We start from the raw sequence: 16746 nt of genomic DNA on the forward strand, positions 1-16746 counted from the left end.
TCCTATACCGGAAACGTTAAGCGGGGCCCCCGCCTTACCGCTGGACCTCGCGGAGCGGGCCGCGGACGGACGGGGCGCCGTCGGTCCAGACCAGCTCGTTCAGCCACACCTGGCGGCCCGGGTCGGTGGTGCCCTCCTGCCCCGGCGGCCAGGCGTGGTAGAGCAGCCAGGTGCGGCCGTCCTGCTCGACGATCGAGGCGTGGCCCGGCCCGGTGGCCACGTCGTTGCTCTTCAGGATCGGGTTCTCCGGCGCCTTCACGCACGGCCCGGTCGGGCCCTCGCAGACCGCGTAGCCCTCGGCGTAGGTGTCCTTGTCGTAGGCGTTCGCGGCGAAGAACAGGAACAGCTTCCCGTCGTGCCGGTGGAAGAACGGCCCCTCGATCAGGGTCCCCTCCCACGGCTCGGTCTGCTTGAGCAGCTTCGTCGCCGGGCCGGTCAGCGTCAGCCCGTCCGGCGAGAGGCGCTGCGACCAGAGCCAGGTGTCCACCCCGATCGCGTTGCCGTCGTTCTTCCAGAGCAGCCACAGGCTGCCGTCGGTGTCCCGGAACGGGCTGGCGTCGATCGAGCCGCCCAGGTCGGGCTGGCAGACCAGCGGCTTGTCGGAGTCGTCCGCGTACGGGCCCAACGGCGTGCTCGCCACCGCCCGGCCCAGGCACTGCCGGCCGGAGGCCCGGTCGGCCACCGTGTAGTAGAGGACGAACCGGTCCGGGGCGAGCTGGATCGCCTCCGGCGCCCACGTCTTGCCGGCGTCCGCCCAGTCCGGCAGCTCCGGCAGCGCGTCACCGGCCGGCGTCCACTCGACCAGGTCGGGCGAGGTGAGCACCGGGACGTTCCGGCCGCCGGCGTTGGTGTGGAACAGGTACCAGGTGTCGCCCACCCGGATCGCCTGGGGGTCGGGGGCGTCGGTCCGGACGACCGGGTTGGTGAACACGTTCGCGTCCTTCGGCGTACTCGATTCGGTGGTGGGCCCGCCGCCGCAACCGGCGGTGAGCAGCGCGGCGGCCAGGGCCGCCGCGCCGCGCCGGGACCGTCGGCCGGTCATCCCTTCAGGCCGCTGCGGGAGACGCCCTGGATGACGTGGCGCTGGGCGAACACGAACAGGATCAGCACCGGCACGCTGGCCAGCATCGCCCCCGCCATGATCACCGGATAGTCGGTGACGTACGCGCCCTGGAGCAGGCCCAGGCCCGCCGGCAGGGTCAGCCGCTCCGGGCTGAACAGCACGTACACCGGCCAGAGGAAGTCGTTCCAGTTGGTCAGGAACGACAGCACCGCCAGCGTGGCCAGGGCCGGCTTGGACAGCGGCAGCAGCACCTGGCGGAAGATCTGCCACTGGTTCGCCCCGTCCAACACCGCGGCCTCCTCCAGCTCCGCCGGGATGGAGAGGAAGAACTGGCGCAGGAAGAACACCCCGAACGCGCTCGCCGCGCCCGGCACGATCACCACGGTCAGCGTGTCGATCCAGTTGATCCGCTCGGCGATGATGAAGTTCGGGATGATCAGCGAGGTGGGCGGCAGGAAGAGCGTGCCCACGATCAGCGCGAACAGCACCGTGCGGCCGCGGAACCGCATCCGGGCCAGGGCGTACGCGGCCATCGACGCGGTGACCAGCACCAGCAGCGTGTGCAGGGTGGCCGCCAGCATGCTGTTGAGGAACCACCGCAGCACCGGGTTGGCGGTGCTGTTCAGGATCTGGTCGTAGCCGTAGGTGGAGAACGGGTTCGGCAACCAGCTCGGCGGCACCTGTTGCGCGGCGTCGTAGGTCTTCACCGACGTCAGCAGCATCCACACCAGCGGGGTCACGAAGATCGCGGTGATCAGGAGCAGTACGCCGTAGCGCAGCACCGGACGGACTTTCGACATGGTCGGCCCCTCAGTCTTCCCGGTAGCGGAACAGCCGGAAGTTGACGATGCTCACCACGGCCAGCATCAGCGCGAAGAACACGCTCATCGCGGCGGCCCGACCGGCGTCGTAGTCGCGCAGGCCCTCGTCGACGATCCGCCACACCACGGTCCGGGTCTGCTCGCCCGGCGCGCCCTGGGTGATCAGGAAGGCCTGCCCGAAGACGTTCGCCGAGGCGAGGATCGTGGTGGTGAAGACGAAGAGCATGACCGGGCGCAGGCCGGGGATCGTGACGTGGCGGAACCGGTCCCACCCGCCGGCCCCGTCGACCTTCGCCGCCTCGTACAGCTCGGCCGGGATGTCCTGGAGGCCGGCCAGGTAGATCACCGCGTTGAAGCCGCAGGTCCACCACACGGTCACGCCGACCAGGGAGACCCAGGCCCACGGTACGTCGGTGACCCACGGCGTGTCCGAGGGGAGGCCGACCGCGCCGAGCAGCCGGTTGACCAGACCCAGGTTGGCGTCCAGCAGGAACCGCCAGAGCAGGCCGATCACCGCCACGCCCAGCACGTACGGGGCGAAGAACGCGGCCCGGAAGAACGTGCGGCCGGGGAACGAACGGTTGAGCAGCAACGCCAACCCCAGCGGGACGACCACCAGCAGCGGCACCGAGAACAGCGTGAAGATGCCTGTCGCCCGGACGCTGGACCACCAGTCGCCGTAGATGGCCGAGTCGCTGGAGAACAGGTCCTGGTAGTTGTCGAACCCGATGAACGGTCGGTTGGGCAGTTGCAGGTCCCACTGGTGCAGGCTGATCCAGACCCCGAACAGGATCGGCGCCAGCCCGAAGACGCCGAACAGGATCAGGTACGGCGCGAGGAAGAGGTACGGCGTCGCCCGGTTGCCGCGTTCCGTCGCGCGCCGGCGACGGGTGGGCCCCGCCGGGGGCGGCGCGCTGTCACGCGCCGCCCCGGCCTCGATCACGTCCGCCACGACGGATCAGTTCCCGTACTTCTTGCGGTTGTCCTCGAGCTGCTTGTTCGCCTTGGCCACGCCGTCGTCCAGCGCCTGCTTCGGCGACTTCTTGTTCAGCGCGGCCTCGTTGAAGGCGTTGTAGAACGTCAGGATGACCTCGCCGAGACCCGGGGTGGCCGGCGGGAACGCCGCGTACTCCAGCTCCGGGGCGAGCGCGTTGACCTCGGTGAGCGCCTTGAAGTCGGCGCCCTCGCGGACCGCCTTGCGGGCCGGCACCTGGCCGCCCTTGGCCCAGTCCAGCGAGTGCTGGCTCAGCCAGTTGATGAAGACCTTCGCGCCGGAGACCTTGTTCTCGTTGGCGGAGCGCTGCTTGACGATGGTGAAGTTGTGCGAGTTCGCCCAGGCGGCCTGCTGGCTACCGATCTGGGGCAGCGGGGCCACGCCCCACTCCACGTTCGCGCTCTTCTTCAGGTCGTTGATCTGCCAGATGCCGTTCCAGTTGAAGGCGTTCTTGCCGCTCTTGAACGCCAGGTAGTCGGCGTCCTGGCCGACGTTGGCCGGCGAGTGGCCCTGCTTGATCAGGTCGACCAGCCAGGTGCACGCCTCGACCGCCGGGTCGGAGTTGAAGGTTGCCTTCGCCACCTCGTCGTCGAAGAGCTTCCCGCCCCACTGGTGCAGCAGGCTGTAGTAGGTCATGCCGCCGGTGAACTGGAACGGGCTGACCCAGAAGCCCTGCACGCCCGACTTCTTCAGCTCGGTCAGGGCGGCGGTGTACTCGTCCTTCGTCGCCGGCGGCTTGTTCGGGTCCAGGCCGGCCTTCTGCATGACGGCCTTGTTGTAGTAGAAGCCCAGCGGGTGCATGTCCAGCGGGATGCCGTACCGCTTCTCGTTGTACAGGCCGCCCTTCCACACCGTGGGGGCGAAGTCGCCCTCGCTGAGTTCCAGGTTCTTGGCCACGTCGTCCAGCTCGCTGATCGTGCCGCGGGCGGCGAACGTGGCGAGCTGGTCCATGTGCATGACCGCGATGTCCGGGCCGTTGCCGCTGGAGACCGCGCCGGGGAGCTTGCTGTAGTAGTCCTCCCACTGGTAGGTCACCACGCTGACCGCGATGTTCTGGTGCTCGCTGTTGAACTGCTGCACCAGCGTCTTGAAGATGTCGCCGTCGCCGCCGGTGAAGCCGTTCCACAGCTTCAGGTCGACCTTCGGGCCGGTGTAGTCCTTGCCGCCGTTGCCGGCCGAGCCGGCCTTGTCGGGGCTGCTGCTGCCGCCACCGCACCCGGCCAGGGTCATCGAGGCCGCCGCGCCGAGGCCGACACCGAGGCCGAGCAGGCGTCGCCGGCTCATCTCGTTCTGGATCATGCGAACTCCTTGGGGGACGGAATTGGAGTATTGCCTGGTCACGGCTGAGGCACGAAACGCAGCAGGTTCCAGGAGGTGGCGGGGAGCGCCACGGTGCAGCGGCCGCCGTCGAGGGTGGGGGTGGTGAGCTCCCGGGGCGTGACCCGCTCGGGGTCGGCCTCGGTGTTGATGGCGGCCGGGTCGGCGCCGGCCGCGATGGTGGTGTGCGCCTCGCCGCGCAGCCCGGGCAGGCCGCGCAGGTCCACCTCGAGCGGGAGGTCGTCGGGGCCCCGGTTGACCGCGAAGACGGCGAGGCCGCCGGTCTCCTCGTCGTGCACGGCGACGGTATCCAGCACCGGCACGTCGCCGTACCGCTTGGTCGGGTACGTCGGGCCGACCGGCTCGGTGCGCAGCACGGTGCCGCGCGCGTGGCGGGCGGTGAGGGCGAACGGGTGGAAGATGCTCTGCCGCCAGGCGGGACCGCCGTTGCGGGTGCGGATCGGGGCGATCACGTTGGCGAGCTGCGCCTGGCAGGCCACCCCGACCCGGTCGGCGTGCCGCAGCAGGGTGATCAGCAGGTCGCCGACCACCACCGCGTCGTCGGCGGTGTAGTCGTCCTCGATCAGCGCCGGCGCCTCGACCCAGCCGCGCCGGTCCAGGTCGGCCTGGAGGCGGGACTGGTACCAGACGTTCCACTCGTCGAAGGAGACCTTCAGCTTGCGCTTCTGCCGCAGCTTGGCGCCCACGTGATCGGCGGTGGCGGTCACCTCGGTGATGAAGGCGTCCATGTCGACCGCGGAGGCCAGGATGCTGGCCCGGTCGCCGTCGGAGGGGTCGTAGTAGGTGTGGGCGGAGATGTAGTCGACGTGCTCGTAGGTGTGCTCCAGCACGGTCGCCTCCCACCCGGCGAACGTGGGCATGCCCCGGTTGGAGCTGCCGCAGGCGACCAGGCTGATCGAGGGGTCGATCATCTTCATGGCGCGGGCGGTCTCGGCGGCCAGCCGGCCGTACTCGTCGGCGGTCTTGTGCCCGACCTGCCACGGCCCGTCCATCTCGTTGCCGAGGCACCACAGCCGCACGCCGTAGGGCTCCTTCGCGCCGTGCTCGCGACGCAGGTCGGAGAGGCGGGTGCCGCCCGGGTGGTTGGCGTACTCCAGCAGGTCGCAGGCCTCGGGCATGCCGCGCGTGCCGAGGTTGACCGCCATCATCGGCTCGACGCCGGCCTCGGCGGCCCAGGTCATGAACTCGTCCAGCCCGAACGCGTTGGTCTCGATCGTCTTCCAGGCCAGGTCGAGCCGACGGGGCCGGTCGCCGACCGGGCCGACGCCGTCCTCCCAGCGGTAGCCGGAGACGAAGTTGCCGCCGGGGTAGCGGACCACCGAGACACCCATCTCGCGGGTCAGGTCCAGCACGTCGCGGCGGAAGCCACGCGGGTCGGCGTTGGGGTGCCCGGGTTCGTAGATCCCGCCGTAGACGCATCGCCCCATGTGCTCGACGAAGGAGCCGAAGATCCGCCGGTCGGCCTCGCCGACCCGGAACGCCGGGTCGACCGTGAGCTGCGCGTTCGGCACGGATGCCACCTTTCCCTCGGGGCCGCTTCAACGGTGACCACGATCACCGTGTCCCTGGTTTCTACAACGTTGTAACCCGTGCTGTAAAGAGGTCGTTACGACGTCGTGACGCGGTAGAGTGCGCCCCGGAGTGCTCGGCGGGAGGAAGTTCAGTGCGGCACAGGCTCAAGGACGTGGCGGAGCGGGCCGGCGTGTCGGTGAAGACCGTCTCGAACGTCGTCAACGGCTACCAGCACGTGCGCGCCGACACCCGGGCCCGGGTCGAGGAGGCCATCGCCGAACTGCACTACCGGCCCAACCTTTCGGCCCGCAACCTGCGCAAGGGACGCACCGGCGTGATCGCGCTGGCCGTCCCCGAACTCGACATCCCCTACTTCGCCGAGCTGGCCCGCCACGTCGTCGCCGCCGCCGCCGAACACGGCTGGACGGTGCTGATCGACCAGACCAGCGGCGGCCCGGAGCAGGAACGCAAGGCCGCCAGCGGGATCGGCGACCACATGATCGACGGCCTGATCCTCAGCCCGCTGGCGCTCACCGCCGACGACCTCGCCGGCCTCGACGGCCTGCCCATGGTGCTGCTCGGCGAGCGGGTCGACCACGGCCCCGCCGACCACGTCATGATCGACAACGTGGCCGCCGCCCGGGAGATCACCGCCCACCTGGTCGGGCTCGGCCGCCGCCGGATCGCCGCCATCGGCTCGCAGCGCACCCCCGAGGGCGCCAGCGCCCGGCTCCGCCTGGAGGGCTACGCCGCCGCGCTGGCCGAGGCCGGCATCGGGTACGACGACAGCCTGGTGGCGCCCGCGTCGGCCTGGCACCGCGCGGACGGCGCGGCCGCCATGCGGCACCTGCTCACCTCCGGGGTACGCCCCGACGCCGTCTTCTGTTTCAACGACACGCTTGCCCTGGGCGCGCTGCGTGCCCTGCACGAGGCCGGCCTGCGCGTGCCGGATGACGTCGCGGTCGCCGGCTTCGACGACATCGAGGACGGCCGCTTCTCGATCCCCACCCTGAGCACGGTCGCCCCCGACAAGGAGCGCATCGCCCGCTTGGCGGTCGAGTTGCTGGCGGGCCGCCTCACCGCCGACCGCGACGCCCCACCTCGCGAACTGGTCGCCCCGTACCGCCTCTCCCTCCGCGAATCCGCCCCCCGCCCCTGACCCCTCCTCCTCCGCGATCTTGCAGTTGGTGCCCCGGCATTCGGGGCGAATGCCTCGCCTGAGGGGCACAAAGTGCAAGATCAGCGAGGTGGGCGGCGGGTCAGTCGAAGAAGCGGGCCAGGTGGGACGGGGGTGGGGCGGGGGCGTCGGCGGGGAGCGGGGTGAGGTCGGCGAAGATGGACGCGCCGTCGCAGCCCACGTGCAGCGGATACCAGCGCGGGGCGCCCGGTGGGCGTTGACCGCAGATGCCCTTGAAGGTCTGTACGTCGAGCAGGCGGACGTGGGTCGGGTCGGCCACCGCGTTGACGTGCCGCCACCAGGGACTCATCACGTGCAGCACCCCGCCCGGCCGCAACACCCGGTGGCACTCGTCGAACAGCGGCAGAAAGTCGATCAGGTGCTCGACGATGTGCACGGCGAAGAACACGTCCACCGAGTCGTCCCGCAGCGGCAGCGAACCGGAGAGGTTGGCGACCGCGTCCACCCCCGGCGCCGGATAGATGTCCAGCCCCAGGTTGCCCGGCCACTGCTTGGTCGCCCCGCAGCCCAGGTCCACCACCACCGGTGGCCGGCCGGCCACCCCGACCCGGCACCACACCCCGAGCACCCCGTCCAACCGGCCGATCAGCTCCCGCACCAGCCGCAGCTCGGCCGGGTCGGCGACCTCCCCGGTCAGGTGGGCCACGCCCCGGTCGAAGCGCACCTCCACGGTCGTGCCGCGCAGCCGCTCGTCGTGCCGCGCCAGATCGGCCCACGCCTCGGCGAGGAAACCGTCGGCCTGCCGGAGCCGCTCACCCGAGAGCGCGGCCTGCCCCATCGCCACCATGCGCCACCTCCGGCCGCGCGTTACCCCCATTCCGCCCCGATACACGCCCGGCCCACCCTGCCCCGCGCCCTCGCGTCGCGCCCGCCCTCGCGTCGCGCCCGCCCTCGCGTCGCGCCCGCCTGGACCGGTGGCCCCCGGGCGTGTCGCCGCCCCCAAGAGGCGCCACTCCAGAGCGTCATGCCTCAGAGGCATAAAAATGCCCCTGAGGTATACCCCTGCAAGCTCCTGTGTGCCCGAGCCCTCACCAGGCCGTAGATCATCTGACTGACCCCCTCAGCGGTGCTTCGGGCTGGTGCGGCCGTGGCGGGCCCGGCGAGATGACCAAGGAGCTTGTGTCGCCGGGCGCGTCGATGCCCGACGCGAACTCCTTGGTCAACTCCGAACGGGTCGGAGCCGCCGGCCGACCTGCCCGAGGGGGTGTCGATCATGAAGTTGGCGGCGACAAATCGGGCACGCGCTGCCGTCAACTTCATGATCGACGCGAGCAGGGCGGGGCGGCGGGTGGGGGTGGAGGTGGGAGGGGGAAGGAGGGGGTCAGGTGGAGAGGGTTCGGCGGGAGGGGCGCATGCGCTGGCGGGGCTGCGGAGCGGCCGGCTTCGGGCGCTTGAGGTGGTAGCGGTGCAGCTCGTTGTTGCCGGCCAGGGACGGGTCCTCGCTCATCGCGACCAGCTCCCAGCCCTGGTCGCCGGCCCGGTTCAGGTGGGCCAGGGCGGTGTCGCCGTAGGGCGTGACGTCGACCATGGAGCCGTCCGGGCCGTACCAGCTGAAGACGATCTCCCACCCGGCGTCGTTGGTGGCCGGCTGGCGGCGGCGGACCAGCAGCGCGTACTCCCACTTGAGCATGGGGTCATTGTCACCCCGGGGGAGCGCGCCGGCACGGATCAGTCCTCGGCGATCCCTCCGTCCGTCACCCGCAGCCGCCGGTTCACGCTCACCGCGTCGAGCATCCGCCGGTCGTGGGTCACCAGCAGCAGCGTGCCGGGGTAGGTCGCCAGCGCCGACTCCAACTGCTCGATCGCGGCCAGGTCGAGGTGGTTGGTCGGCTCGTCGAGCACCAGCAGGTTGACGCCGCGGCCCTGGAGCAGGGCCAGCGCGGCCCGGGTCCGCTCGCCGGGGGACAGCGTCGCCGCCGGGCGCAGCACGTGGTCGGCGCGCAGGCCGAACTTGGCCAGCAGCGTCCGCACGTCCGCCGGGTTGAGTTCGGGTACGGCGGCGGCGAACGCGTCGAGCAGCGGCTGGTCGCCGAGGAACAGCCCGCGGGCCTGGTCCACCTCGCCGACCACCACGCCCGGGCCGAGCGCGGCGTGCCCCTCGTCCAGCGGCAGCCGGCCCAGCAGCGCGGCCAGCAGGGTGCTCTTGCCGGAGCCGTTCGCCCCGGTGATCGCCACCCGGTCGGCCCAGTCGACCTGGAGGTCCACCGGGCCGAGGGTGAAGTCGCCCCGGCGTACCACTGCTCCTCGGAGCGAGGCCACGACGGCGCCGGCGCGGGGCGCGGCGGCGATCTCCATCCGCAGCTCCCACTCCTTGCGCGGCTCCTCGACCACCTCCAGCCGCTCGATCAGCCGGGCGGTCTGCTTGGCCTTCGCGGCCTGCTTCTCGGTCGACTCGGCCCGGAACTTGCGGCCGATCTTGTCGTTGTCGGTGGCCTTGCGGCGGGCGTTCTTCACGCCCTTCTCCATCCAGGCCCGCTGGGTGCGGGCGCGCGCCTCCAGGCCGGCCTTCGTGTCGGCGTACTCCTCGAACTCCTCGCGGGCGTGCCGGCGCGCCACGGCGCGCTCTTCCAGGTAGGCCGCGTAGCCGCCGCCGTAGTGGTTGACCTGCCGCTGGTGCAGGTCCAGTTCGACGATCCGGTTGACCGTGCGGGTGAGGAACTCGCGGTCGTGGCTGACCAGCACGGTGCCGGCGCGCAGCCCGGTGACGAAGCGTTCCAGCCGGTCCAGCCCGGCCAGGTCCAGGTCGTTGGTGGGTTCGTCGAGCAGGAAGATGTCGTAGCGGCTGAGCAGCAGCGAGGCCAGCCCGGCGCGGGCCGCCTGCCCACCGGACAGCCCGACCGTCGGGTGGTCCAGGCCCACGTCGAGGCCCAGCTCCGCGGCGACCTGCTCGGCCCGCTCGTCCAGGTCCGCGCCGCCCAGGTCCAACCACCGTTCCAGAGCGATGGCGTACGCGTCGTCGGCGCCGGCCGCCCCGGCGGTCAGCGCCTCGGTGGCGGCGTCCAGCGCGGCCTGCGCGGCGGTGACGCCGGTGCGCCGGGCCAGGAAGTCGCGGACCGCCTCGCCCGGCCGGCGTTCCGGCTCCTGCGGCAGGTAGCCGACCGTGGCACTGGGCGGGTTCAACGCCACCGTGCCCTGCTCCCGGGGCTGGAGGCCGGCGAGCGTCCGCAGCAGCGTGGACTTGCCGGCGCCGTTCACCCCGACCAGGCCGATCACGTCGCCGGGCGCGACGACCAGGCTGAGGTCTTCGAAGAGGAGGCGGTCACCGTGGCCGGCGGTGAGATCCTTGGCGATCAACGTGGCGCTCATCAGGTCACCGAGCCTACCGGCGCGCGCATCCGGATTACCGTGACCCGCGCTCGGGCAGGCGCACCCGTGAGGGAGACTCACAGCCGTGGTGACCACACTGGCGATCGACTGCGGGGGCGGCGGGATCAAGGCCTCCGTGCTGGACGCCGCCGGCACCATGCGGGCCCGTCCGCTGCGCGTGCCCACCCCGTACCCCTTGCCCCCGGCCCTGTTCGTCGAGACGCTGCGCGATCTCGGCGCCCGGCTGCCCGCCGCGGACCGGCTCACCGTCGGCATGCCCGGCATGATCCGGCACGGCGTGGTGGTGGCCACCCCGCACTACGTCACCCGCGCCGGGCCGCGCAGCCGGGTGGACCCGGACCTGGTCGCGGAGTGGTCCGGGTACGACGCGCGCGGTGCGCTGGCCGAGGCGTTCGGCGTGCCCGCGCTGGTGCTCAACGACGCCGAGGTGCACGGTGCCGGCGTGGTCGCCGGGACGGGATGTGAGCTGGTGCTGACGCTCGGCACCGGGCTGGGCAGCGCGCTCTTCGACGGCGGGACGATCGCCCCGCACCTGGAGCTGTCGCACGCGCCGGTGCGGTGGAACACCACCTACGACACGTACGTCGGGGAGCCGGAACGGCGGCGCCTCGGCGACGCGTTCTGGTCCCGGCGGATCCGGCAGGTGGTGGACGGGCTGCGGCCGGTGTTCCGCTGGGACCGGCTCTACCTCGGCGGCGGCAACTCGCGCCTGATCCGCTCCGAGCAGGTGGCCCGGATGGGGGACGATGTCGTGGTCGTCCCGAACACGGCCGGAATCGTGGGTGGTGTCCGGGCGTGGGAGCTGGTGGGCGACAGGTACGACCCCACGCCCTGATCTCTACCCGTGGAACACTCGCGGTTCCTCCGGTGTTGTGCCAGCGTCGGACAAAGGGCTGACGCGACACGAGGAGGTGGGTCGAGTGGACCTTCTGGCGGAGTACCGGCGGGCAACCATGTTCTTCGACTCGGGGGACCCGACCGGGGCGGCCCGGCTGCTCGAGCCGATCATCGAGGCGGAGCCCGACAACTCCTCGGTGCGGCAGCTGCTGGCCCGGGCCTACTTCCAGTCGGCCCAGCTCAACCGGGCCGAGGAGCACCTGCGTGAGCTGGTCGACCGGGACCCGAGCGACCACTACGCGCACCACGTGCTCGGTCGCACGCTGGAGCGGATGAACCGGCCGGCGGACGCGCTGCGGCACCTGCGCATCGCGGCGGCCATGCACTCCACCAACACCGACTACGCCACGGCCCTGAAGCGGGTCGAGGGGCGGGTCGGTCGGTAGTTCCGTCGAGGGGCAGCCCGGGTGGGCTGCCCCTCGGCATACCTAGGATGGACTCGTGAAGCTCAAGCTCGACCTCCACGACATCTACAACAAGGGCCACGACATCGACCGCGCGCTGCGCGGGATCATGGACGAGGCGGTGGCGAAGAAGGCCACGCTCGTGGAGATCATCCCGGGCAAGGGCTCCGGCGCGCTGAAGAAGAAGGTGCTGCGCTTCCTCGACCAGAAGGACGTCAAGCAGCTCTACCACCGGGTCGAGAAGGACTCGAAGAACTTCGGCCGGCTGTTCGTGCACTTCCGCTGGAAGTAGCGCCCGCTCGTCGGGTCAGACGCAGACCCAGCAGTAGAGGCGTTCGCCGCGGGCTGCGGCGCGCCGGGCCAGACCGGCCAGCTCGATCAGGACCTCGGCCAGGACTGACGGTTCGCCCTGACCCCAGAACTCCTCGGTCTCGGACCAGGGCGTCGCCACCTCGCGGAGCCGGCTCTCCGAGGCACCGGCCAGGGCGGCGTGCAGCTCGTCGGTCAGCGAGATGACCAGCACCTCGCCGTCGTGGCGGACCGCGACGGCATGGCCCTGCCTCGGATTCTCCGCCACCACGTCGTAGTCGACGCCGGTCAGGAGCGCCTCCAGCGTGCCGAGCTGCACGACGGGTTCGATCCCCTTCAGCTCGACGACCTCGAAACCGGGATCGGACGCGGCGCGCGGCCCACCCGGGACGTCGGCGGCCGTGGCCGCCGCCTCGTCGGTGGGGGCCGAGAAGTAGTCACAGAGGATGCCCACGGCGCGGATCATGCCAGCCGGGGCCGACACCGGGGACAGGTCTACAGCTCCCGGACGGCGACCGTCTGGCCGCCGCTCAGCTCACCTGTCGGCCGGAAGCCCAGCTTCAGGTAGAACTCCGCCGGGCCGCCCGGCCGGGGCTCCCAGGTGACGTACGCCCGGTCGCCGCCCCGGGCCCGGATCTCCGCGCACACCGCCTCGACGGCGAACCGGCCGTAGCCGTGGCCCTGCGCGTCGGCGGCGATGTTCAGCCGCCAGAGGCCGGCCCGCACGTCGTCCGGGTCGTCGTTCCACGGGATGTCGAAGAACGCCATGAGGAAGCCGACCAGCCGGTCCCCGTCGTAGATCAGCCGCGGCCAGGCGTGCTCCGGGAAGACGTACGCCTCGGCCAGCGACTTGACCACCGGCGCCACCAGGTCGTCCTGATCGGGGCGTACCGACAGGCCGAGTGCCGCCTCGTAGTTGTCCGGGGTGACCTTCTCCAGCCGCATGCGGCGCAGCGTAGCGAGCGGTCAGGGGCTGGGCGAACGGGTATCTCCGGTCCTGATCCGGGTCAGGAGGGCGGGGACCCAGTGGTCGCCGTAGCGGTGCTGGAGGTCCGGCAGCCGCCAGTCCGCGCCGGTGACGACCCGGCGGCAGCGCGCCGAGCCGCATTCGCACGCCATCGCGAAGTCGGCTGTTCCGGTGCTGGTGGCGTAGTCGTTCGTCAACTCCTCGCCGGCCGCGACGTCCCGGCGGGTGACCAGGGTGAACGGGCCGCCCCACCACAGGTTCGGGTCGCAACCGTGATTGCCCTTGCCGTTGGGCCGCCCGGGCGGCAGCACGAGGTGCAGATCGTCCGTCACGGTGATGGTGTCGACGTAGGGGCGGTCCCGTCGGGCGAGCAGCTCGCGCAGTTCCGCGTCGGTGACGAGTCGGCCGCCGAGCCGGGACACCGCCGTCCCGGCCGGGATGGGAGCGCGGGCGAACAGGCCCTCACCCGCGATCCCGGACGGGCGGACCTCGACGTCGGGGTGGAGCCAGCATTCGGCTTCGGGCGGGTGCCACATCCATCCACCATGACCCCGGGCCGCTCGGTTCAACCGGTCGCGCCGCGCAGTTCGGTGAGCAGGCGGCGGTACTCGTCCGCGGTGCCGATGGCGGCCCGGTGCTGCGGGTGGGTGACGTAGTGGCCGACCGCGGCGGCGAGGAACCGGGGGTCGACGCTGTTCACGGGCACGGTGGCGCGCCCGACCAGGCCACGCCGCCGCGCCAGTGCGGGCGTCGCGATCGTCAGGCGGAGACGCGGCGCCCGCTCGACGTCGCGGGGCACCACGAGGCCCGGCCCGGCCTCCCACGGCACCCTGCGCGACCCGAGGAGCCCGATCGTGCGCACGCCGGTCGGGCTCAGCAGCACGTCGTGTCCGCGCCACGCCGCCGCGACCAGCAGCGCGATCACCCCGACCCAGAGCGCGCCGACGACGGCGTCGAACGTGGTCCCGATGCCCGCCTCGGTGGAACGCAGGTATGCGCCGACGGTCGCGGAGGCCGACCCGAGGAGACCCAGGGTGAGAAGGGGCAGCCGCGCCGGGACCGGCGTGGCGAAGCCCGGAGTCTGCGGCAGCACCACCAGGGCGGCGGGCCGGCTCCCCAGGCTGATGACCGACAGGACGAGGGCGGCCAGGGTGAGGAGGAGAAGCGGGAGGAACAACGCCCGTGCCACGTTTGGCGCGTACCCCATCGCGGCGGCGTTCCCGGTCGCCACCAGCACACCCGCCATCAGGACGGGACGTCGATGCCGAACCACGGCGGCCGAGATCGCGTCTATCACGCAGGCGACCGTAGCGAGCGGAGGCCACCCTGTTGACCGAGTGAGGCTGGGTGGCGACCTCCTTGCCGAACCGCGTCAGCTGGCGAGCGGATGGGGAGCCGGCGACCACGGAAGCCTCGCCAGGGGTGATCATGCGCGGGTGGCTGAATTGATCGTGGAGATCCACGTCCCGTTGGTGCCGGCGACCGGCCTTGCCGCCGACGCCTACCCCTTCCCCTGGATCGACGACGTCGAGGCGTTCCTCGCCGAGCTGGAGGAGACGATCGACGTGCTCGACGAGGGCGAGGAGTGCGGCGACGTCTACGTCTTCGCGGTCGGCGGTGCCGATGAGGCGGTCCTGCTGGCTGCCGCGTCCCGGGTGGCCGCGCTCGACCGGGTGCCGCGAGGCGCGTACGCCGTGGTCACCGACGACGAGGCGGACGAGGTCGGCCAGGGACGGCGGGTGGAACTCGGCGCGTCCTGACCGCGCGGCACAGCGTGGAGGTCCGCCCCTGCCGCGCATGATCGCTGCGATCTCGCACGAGCCCATCAGGCGGCCAGGCTCACGGGCCATGCCTCCGACATTCTCGCCCGTCTGTCGCCGTCAGTCCTCGTCGGCCGGGCCGGGGCGGTTCTTGGTGATCCAGGCTCGCACGGTCTTGCCGTCCCAGACGCGGCCCATCTTCAAGGTGACGAGCGGATCAGGGAATCCCTTGCGACCGACGATGATCGTGGCGCGCTGCTTGCTGACCCCACCCAGCAGATCGCGGATCTCATCCAGCCCGAGCAATTCCACGCCCCGACGGTATGGCCCCAGGGTAGTGCAAGAAGGGGGATGGGGTGAGACAATATCCTTGGGGGTTGTATGTAGGCAACTGCCTGTGATGCGATGTGGTGATGACGGACCACGGACCCGTTCTGCCTGTCTGGACATGCTCCGGGTGTGCCTCGCCCTGGCCCTGTCCGACGCGTCGCCAGGAGTTGTTGACCGAGTACGACCAGGCGCGGGTGTCCCTGGCGATCTATCTGGCCGCACATCTGGTGTCCGCCACGCACGACCTGAGTTGGGCTCCGGCCGGCGCACTCCATCGGCGATTCCTCGGGTGGCTGCCGTGAGCACGATCAACCCTGGTGACGAGAAGTTCCACTACTCCGACAACTCGCACAGATGGGTACCGCCAGACCCTGAGTTTCCTCAGGGTGTGTGGGAGGAGATGGTCCGGCAGCACAAGGAGCAGCATCTCCGGCCGCCGAGGCGACCGCCGCGCATCGCGCGCCGCTCGATCTGAGTACGTGCGGGGCCGGATCGCCCCGGCTCCCATGATCGGGAAGCCGGGGCGACAGAGAGGTCGGATCATGGGTGGCGCGGCACCCGGTAGGCCAGGTGGGTGACGCCGACACCCTCGACCACCCGGAACGGCCCCTCCAGCCGCATCGGCGCGATCCCCAGCCCCGAGAAGAACGGGATCCCGTCGCCGAGCAGCACCGGCACCAGGTCCACGTGCACCTCGTCGAGCAGCCCGGCCTCCAGCACCTGCCGCGCGATCGTCCCGCCGTTCACCCCGACCTCCTTGCCGCCGGCGAGGGAGTGGGCGCGCTCGATCGCCCGCTCGATGCCGTCGGTGACGAAGACGAACGACTCGCCCTCGGCGTCCCAGCCCTCCGGCACCCGGTGGGTCACCACGACCACCGGCTTGTCCAGCGGGTGCCGCCCGCCCCAGCCGTTGGTCAGGTCGAACAGCGTGCGGCCGACCACCAGCGCCCCGGTGCGCTCGACAAGCGCCCGGATGTGCGCGGCGCTGGCCGCCGACGTCCGGAACGTCATGTCCGGGTGGGCGGTCGGCACCTCGACGTCACCGTTGCCGTACCACTGGAAGAGGTGCTCGAATCCGCCGTGCTTCGGGTCCGCGATGTACCCGTCAAGGGACATGGTCGCGCCGGTGGTCACCTTGCTCATCGTGTGCTCCTCGGGTCGCGTGAACCAGCCTTCACCCGGGGGTAGAAGCCGACCGGCCCGTCCTCGACATCCCCGCCGGAAGAAGTTCAGCGGCGGGGTCGCAGCCCGTCGAGGGCGGTGGCGACGAGGCGGTCGGTCCAGTCGGTGGTGAGCGGTCCGCCTCGGTGCAGCCAGCGCTGGAACAGCGGGCCCCAGATCAGGTCCACCGCGACGTCGAGGTCGAGGTCGTCGGCGAGCTGTCCGGCCCGCTGGGCGCTGCGCAGGCGTTCGCGTTTCGCCTCGCGCAGCGGCCCGTCGAGTCGTTCGGCATAGGCGGCGGCCAGCTCGCTGTCGTGGGCGATCTCGGTGGCCAGCGCGCGCATTGGTTGCTCGTACCGGGGATCGGTCAGCTCCTCGACCGTGGCGCGGAGCACCATGGTCAGGTCGGCGGCCAGGTCGCCGCTGTCCGGCAGGCGCACCGGCCCACCCTCGGCGCCTTCGCTGAGCATGAGGAACGCGTCGAAGACGACCGCGCCCTTGGACGGCCACCAGCGGTAGATGGTCTGCTTGCCGACGCCGGCGCGGCTGGCGATGCCCTCGATGCTGATCTTCGCGTACTCGACCTCCTGGAGCAGGTCGAAGGTGGCGGTGAGGATGGCGCGGCGGGAGGTCTCGCGCCGGCGGGCCGTGTTCGGCGGCGTCAT

At 71.5% G+C, this 16746-nt stretch carries 20 protein-coding genes; 5 read left to right on the top strand and 15 right to left on the bottom strand.

Going from position 1 to position 16746, the window contains the following annotated elements:
* Positions 1 to 34: 34 nt before the first annotated feature.
* The 5 genes from GA0070213_RS18050 to arfA are packed head-to-tail and all read right to left on the bottom strand — an operon-like array spanning position 35 to position 5727.
* Positions 35 to 1042 carry a glycoside hydrolase family 43 protein gene (locus GA0070213_RS18050; protein WP_091065448.1) on the bottom strand — a complete coding sequence of 336 codons (1008 nt, stop codon included), beginning with the start codon at positions 1040 to 1042 and terminating at the stop codon, positions 35 to 37.
* Complete coding sequence (locus GA0070213_RS18055) at positions 1039 to 1863, bottom strand: carbohydrate ABC transporter permease (RefSeq protein ID WP_091065452.1); 825 nt, start codon at positions 1861 to 1863, stop codon at positions 1039 to 1041. Before GA0070213_RS18055 ends, GA0070213_RS18050 begins: the two co-directional genes overlap by 4 nt.
* Before the next feature lie 10 nt (positions 1864 to 1873).
* A complete protein-coding gene (locus GA0070213_RS18060; protein ID WP_091065456.1) occupies positions 1874 to 2836 on the bottom strand; it encodes a carbohydrate ABC transporter permease in 963 nt (320 codons plus the stop codon).
* A 6-nt stretch (positions 2837 to 2842) separates the two neighbouring features.
* Positions 2843 to 4177, bottom strand: coding sequence for an ABC transporter substrate-binding protein (locus GA0070213_RS18065; RefSeq protein ID WP_091065460.1), 1335 nt, complete (start codon positions 4175 to 4177; stop codon positions 2843 to 2845).
* A 38-nt stretch (positions 4178 to 4215) separates the two neighbouring features.
* Positions 4216 to 5727: an arabinosylfuranosidase ArfA gene (arfA, locus tag GA0070213_RS18070; RefSeq protein WP_091065463.1), complete on the bottom strand. Its 1512-nt coding sequence runs from the start codon at positions 5725 to 5727 to the stop codon at positions 4216 to 4218.
* Between the two features lie 152 nt (positions 5728 to 5879).
* Between arfA and GA0070213_RS18075 the strand changes: the two genes are divergently transcribed.
* Positions 5880 to 6887 (top strand): LacI family DNA-binding transcriptional regulator, encoded by a 1008-nt coding sequence (locus GA0070213_RS18075; protein WP_091065468.1) that lies wholly within the window; start codon positions 5880 to 5882, stop codon positions 6885 to 6887.
* Positions 6888 to 6987: 100 nt separating this feature from the next.
* Here the strand turns inward: GA0070213_RS18075 and GA0070213_RS18080 are convergent, their stop codons facing one another.
* From GA0070213_RS18080 to GA0070213_RS18090, 3 genes are all read right to left on the bottom strand, one after another.
* Positions 6988 to 7713: a methyltransferase domain-containing protein gene (locus GA0070213_RS18080; protein ID WP_091065471.1), complete on the bottom strand. Its 726-nt coding sequence runs from the start codon at positions 7711 to 7713 to the stop codon at positions 6988 to 6990.
* A 534-nt stretch (positions 7714 to 8247) separates the two neighbouring features.
* A complete protein-coding gene (locus tag GA0070213_RS18085; protein ID WP_091065475.1) occupies positions 8248 to 8556 on the bottom strand; it encodes a hypothetical protein in 309 nt (102 codons plus the stop codon).
* Positions 8557 to 8594: 38 nt separating this feature from the next.
* Positions 8595 to 10232: an ABC-F family ATP-binding cassette domain-containing protein gene (locus tag GA0070213_RS18090; RefSeq protein WP_091065478.1), complete on the bottom strand. Its 1638-nt coding sequence runs from the start codon at positions 10230 to 10232 to the stop codon at positions 8595 to 8597.
* A gap of 85 nt (positions 10233 to 10317) precedes the next feature.
* Here GA0070213_RS18090 and GA0070213_RS18095 point away from each other — a divergent pair, with 85 nt between their 5' ends.
* The 3 genes from GA0070213_RS18095 to GA0070213_RS18105 all read left to right on the top strand — a co-directional run bounded on the left by GA0070213_RS18095 (position 10318) and on the right by GA0070213_RS18105 (position 11846).
* Entirely contained in the window at positions 10318 to 11088 is a 771-nt protein-coding gene (locus tag GA0070213_RS18095) for an ROK family protein (protein ID WP_091065482.1), read from the top strand.
* Positions 11089 to 11173: 85 nt separating this feature from the next.
* Positions 11174 to 11536, top strand: a complete 363-nt coding sequence (locus tag GA0070213_RS18100) for a tetratricopeptide repeat protein (RefSeq protein WP_091065485.1) — start codon at positions 11174 to 11176, stop codon at positions 11534 to 11536.
* A 55-nt stretch (positions 11537 to 11591) separates the two neighbouring features.
* On the top strand, positions 11592 to 11846 hold the full coding sequence (locus tag GA0070213_RS18105) for a Smr/MutS family protein (RefSeq protein ID WP_013288724.1): 255 nt from the start codon (positions 11592 to 11594) through the stop codon (positions 11844 to 11846).
* Positions 11847 to 11861: 15 nt separating this feature from the next.
* Here the strand turns inward: GA0070213_RS18105 and GA0070213_RS18110 are convergent, their stop codons facing one another.
* From GA0070213_RS18110 to GA0070213_RS18125, 4 genes are read right to left on the bottom strand one after another with little or no spacing between them, the layout of a single operon-like run.
* Positions 11862 to 12317, bottom strand: a complete 456-nt coding sequence (locus GA0070213_RS18110; RefSeq protein ID WP_139128693.1) for a hypothetical protein — start codon at positions 12315 to 12317, stop codon at positions 11862 to 11864.
* Between the two features lie 41 nt (positions 12318 to 12358).
* The gene (locus GA0070213_RS18115; RefSeq protein WP_091065492.1) at positions 12359 to 12808 is read right to left on the bottom strand and encodes a GNAT family N-acetyltransferase; all 450 of its coding nucleotides are present in this window, start codon (positions 12806 to 12808) and stop codon (positions 12359 to 12361) included.
* A 21-nt stretch (positions 12809 to 12829) separates the two neighbouring features.
* Entirely contained in the window at positions 12830 to 13366 is a 537-nt protein-coding gene (locus GA0070213_RS18120) for an SET domain-containing protein (RefSeq protein ID WP_091065495.1), read from the bottom strand.
* Positions 13367 to 13395: 29 nt separating this feature from the next.
* Positions 13396 to 14127 (bottom strand): hypothetical protein, encoded by a 732-nt coding sequence (locus GA0070213_RS18125; RefSeq protein ID WP_139128694.1) that lies wholly within the window; start codon positions 14125 to 14127, stop codon positions 13396 to 13398.
* A 139-nt stretch (positions 14128 to 14266) separates the two neighbouring features.
* On the opposite strand from GA0070213_RS18125, the gene GA0070213_RS18130 reads away from it, so the two are divergent.
* A complete protein-coding gene (locus GA0070213_RS18130) occupies positions 14267 to 14590 on the top strand; it encodes a hypothetical protein (RefSeq protein WP_091065503.1) in 324 nt (107 codons plus the stop codon).
* Positions 14591 to 14710: 120 nt separating this feature from the next.
* Here the strand turns inward: GA0070213_RS18130 and GA0070213_RS18135 are convergent, their stop codons facing one another.
* From GA0070213_RS18135 to GA0070213_RS18155, 3 genes are all read right to left on the bottom strand, one after another.
* The gene (locus GA0070213_RS18135) at positions 14711 to 14902 is read right to left on the bottom strand and encodes a hypothetical protein (RefSeq protein ID WP_091065506.1); all 192 of its coding nucleotides are present in this window, start codon (positions 14900 to 14902) and stop codon (positions 14711 to 14713) included.
* 558 nt (positions 14903 to 15460) lie between these two features.
* The gene (locus GA0070213_RS18150) at positions 15461 to 16063 is read right to left on the bottom strand and encodes a dihydrofolate reductase family protein (RefSeq protein ID WP_091065513.1); all 603 of its coding nucleotides are present in this window, start codon (positions 16061 to 16063) and stop codon (positions 15461 to 15463) included.
* Between the two features lie 86 nt (positions 16064 to 16149).
* Positions 16150 to 16746: a TetR/AcrR family transcriptional regulator gene (locus GA0070213_RS18155; RefSeq protein ID WP_091065517.1), complete on the bottom strand. Its 597-nt coding sequence runs from the start codon at positions 16744 to 16746 to the stop codon at positions 16150 to 16152.

This window comes from Micromonospora humi (assembly GCF_900090105.1).
Lineage (GTDB): Bacteria > Actinomycetota > Actinomycetes > Mycobacteriales > Micromonosporaceae > Micromonospora > Micromonospora humi.

Coding starts and splice junctions, on each gene's coding strand:
- GA0070213_RS18050 (WP_091065448.1), bottom strand. CDS start 1,042: ATGACCGGCCGACGGTCCCGGCGCGGCGCGGCGGCCCTGGCCGCCGCG.
- GA0070213_RS18055 (WP_091065452.1), bottom strand. CDS start 1,863: ATGTCGAAAGTCCGTCCGGTGCTGCGCTACGGCGTACTGCTCCTGATC.
- GA0070213_RS18065 (WP_091065460.1), bottom strand. CDS start 4,177: ATGATCCAGAACGAGATGAGCCGGCGACGCCTGCTCGGCCTCGGTGTC.
- GA0070213_RS18080 (WP_091065471.1), bottom strand. CDS start 7,713: ATGGTGGCGATGGGGCAGGCCGCGCTCTCGGGTGAGCGGCTCCGGCAG.
- GA0070213_RS18085 (WP_091065475.1), bottom strand. CDS start 8,556: ATGCTCAAGTGGGAGTACGCGCTGCTGGTCCGCCGCCGCCAGCCGGCC.
- GA0070213_RS18090 (WP_091065478.1), bottom strand. CDS start 10,232: ATGAGCGCCACGTTGATCGCCAAGGATCTCACCGCCGGCCACGGTGAC.
- GA0070213_RS18115 (WP_091065492.1), bottom strand. CDS start 12,808: ATGCGGCTGGAGAAGGTCACCCCGGACAACTACGAGGCGGCACTCGGC.
- GA0070213_RS18120 (WP_091065495.1), bottom strand. CDS start 13,366: ATGTGGCACCCGCCCGAAGCCGAATGCTGGCTCCACCCCGACGTCGAG.
- GA0070213_RS18150 (WP_091065513.1), bottom strand. CDS start 16,063: ATGAGCAAGGTGACCACCGGCGCGACCATGTCCCTTGACGGGTACATC.
- GA0070213_RS18155 (WP_091065517.1), bottom strand. CDS start 16,746: ATGACGCCGCCGAACACGGCCCGCCGGCGCGAGACCTCCCGCCGCGCC.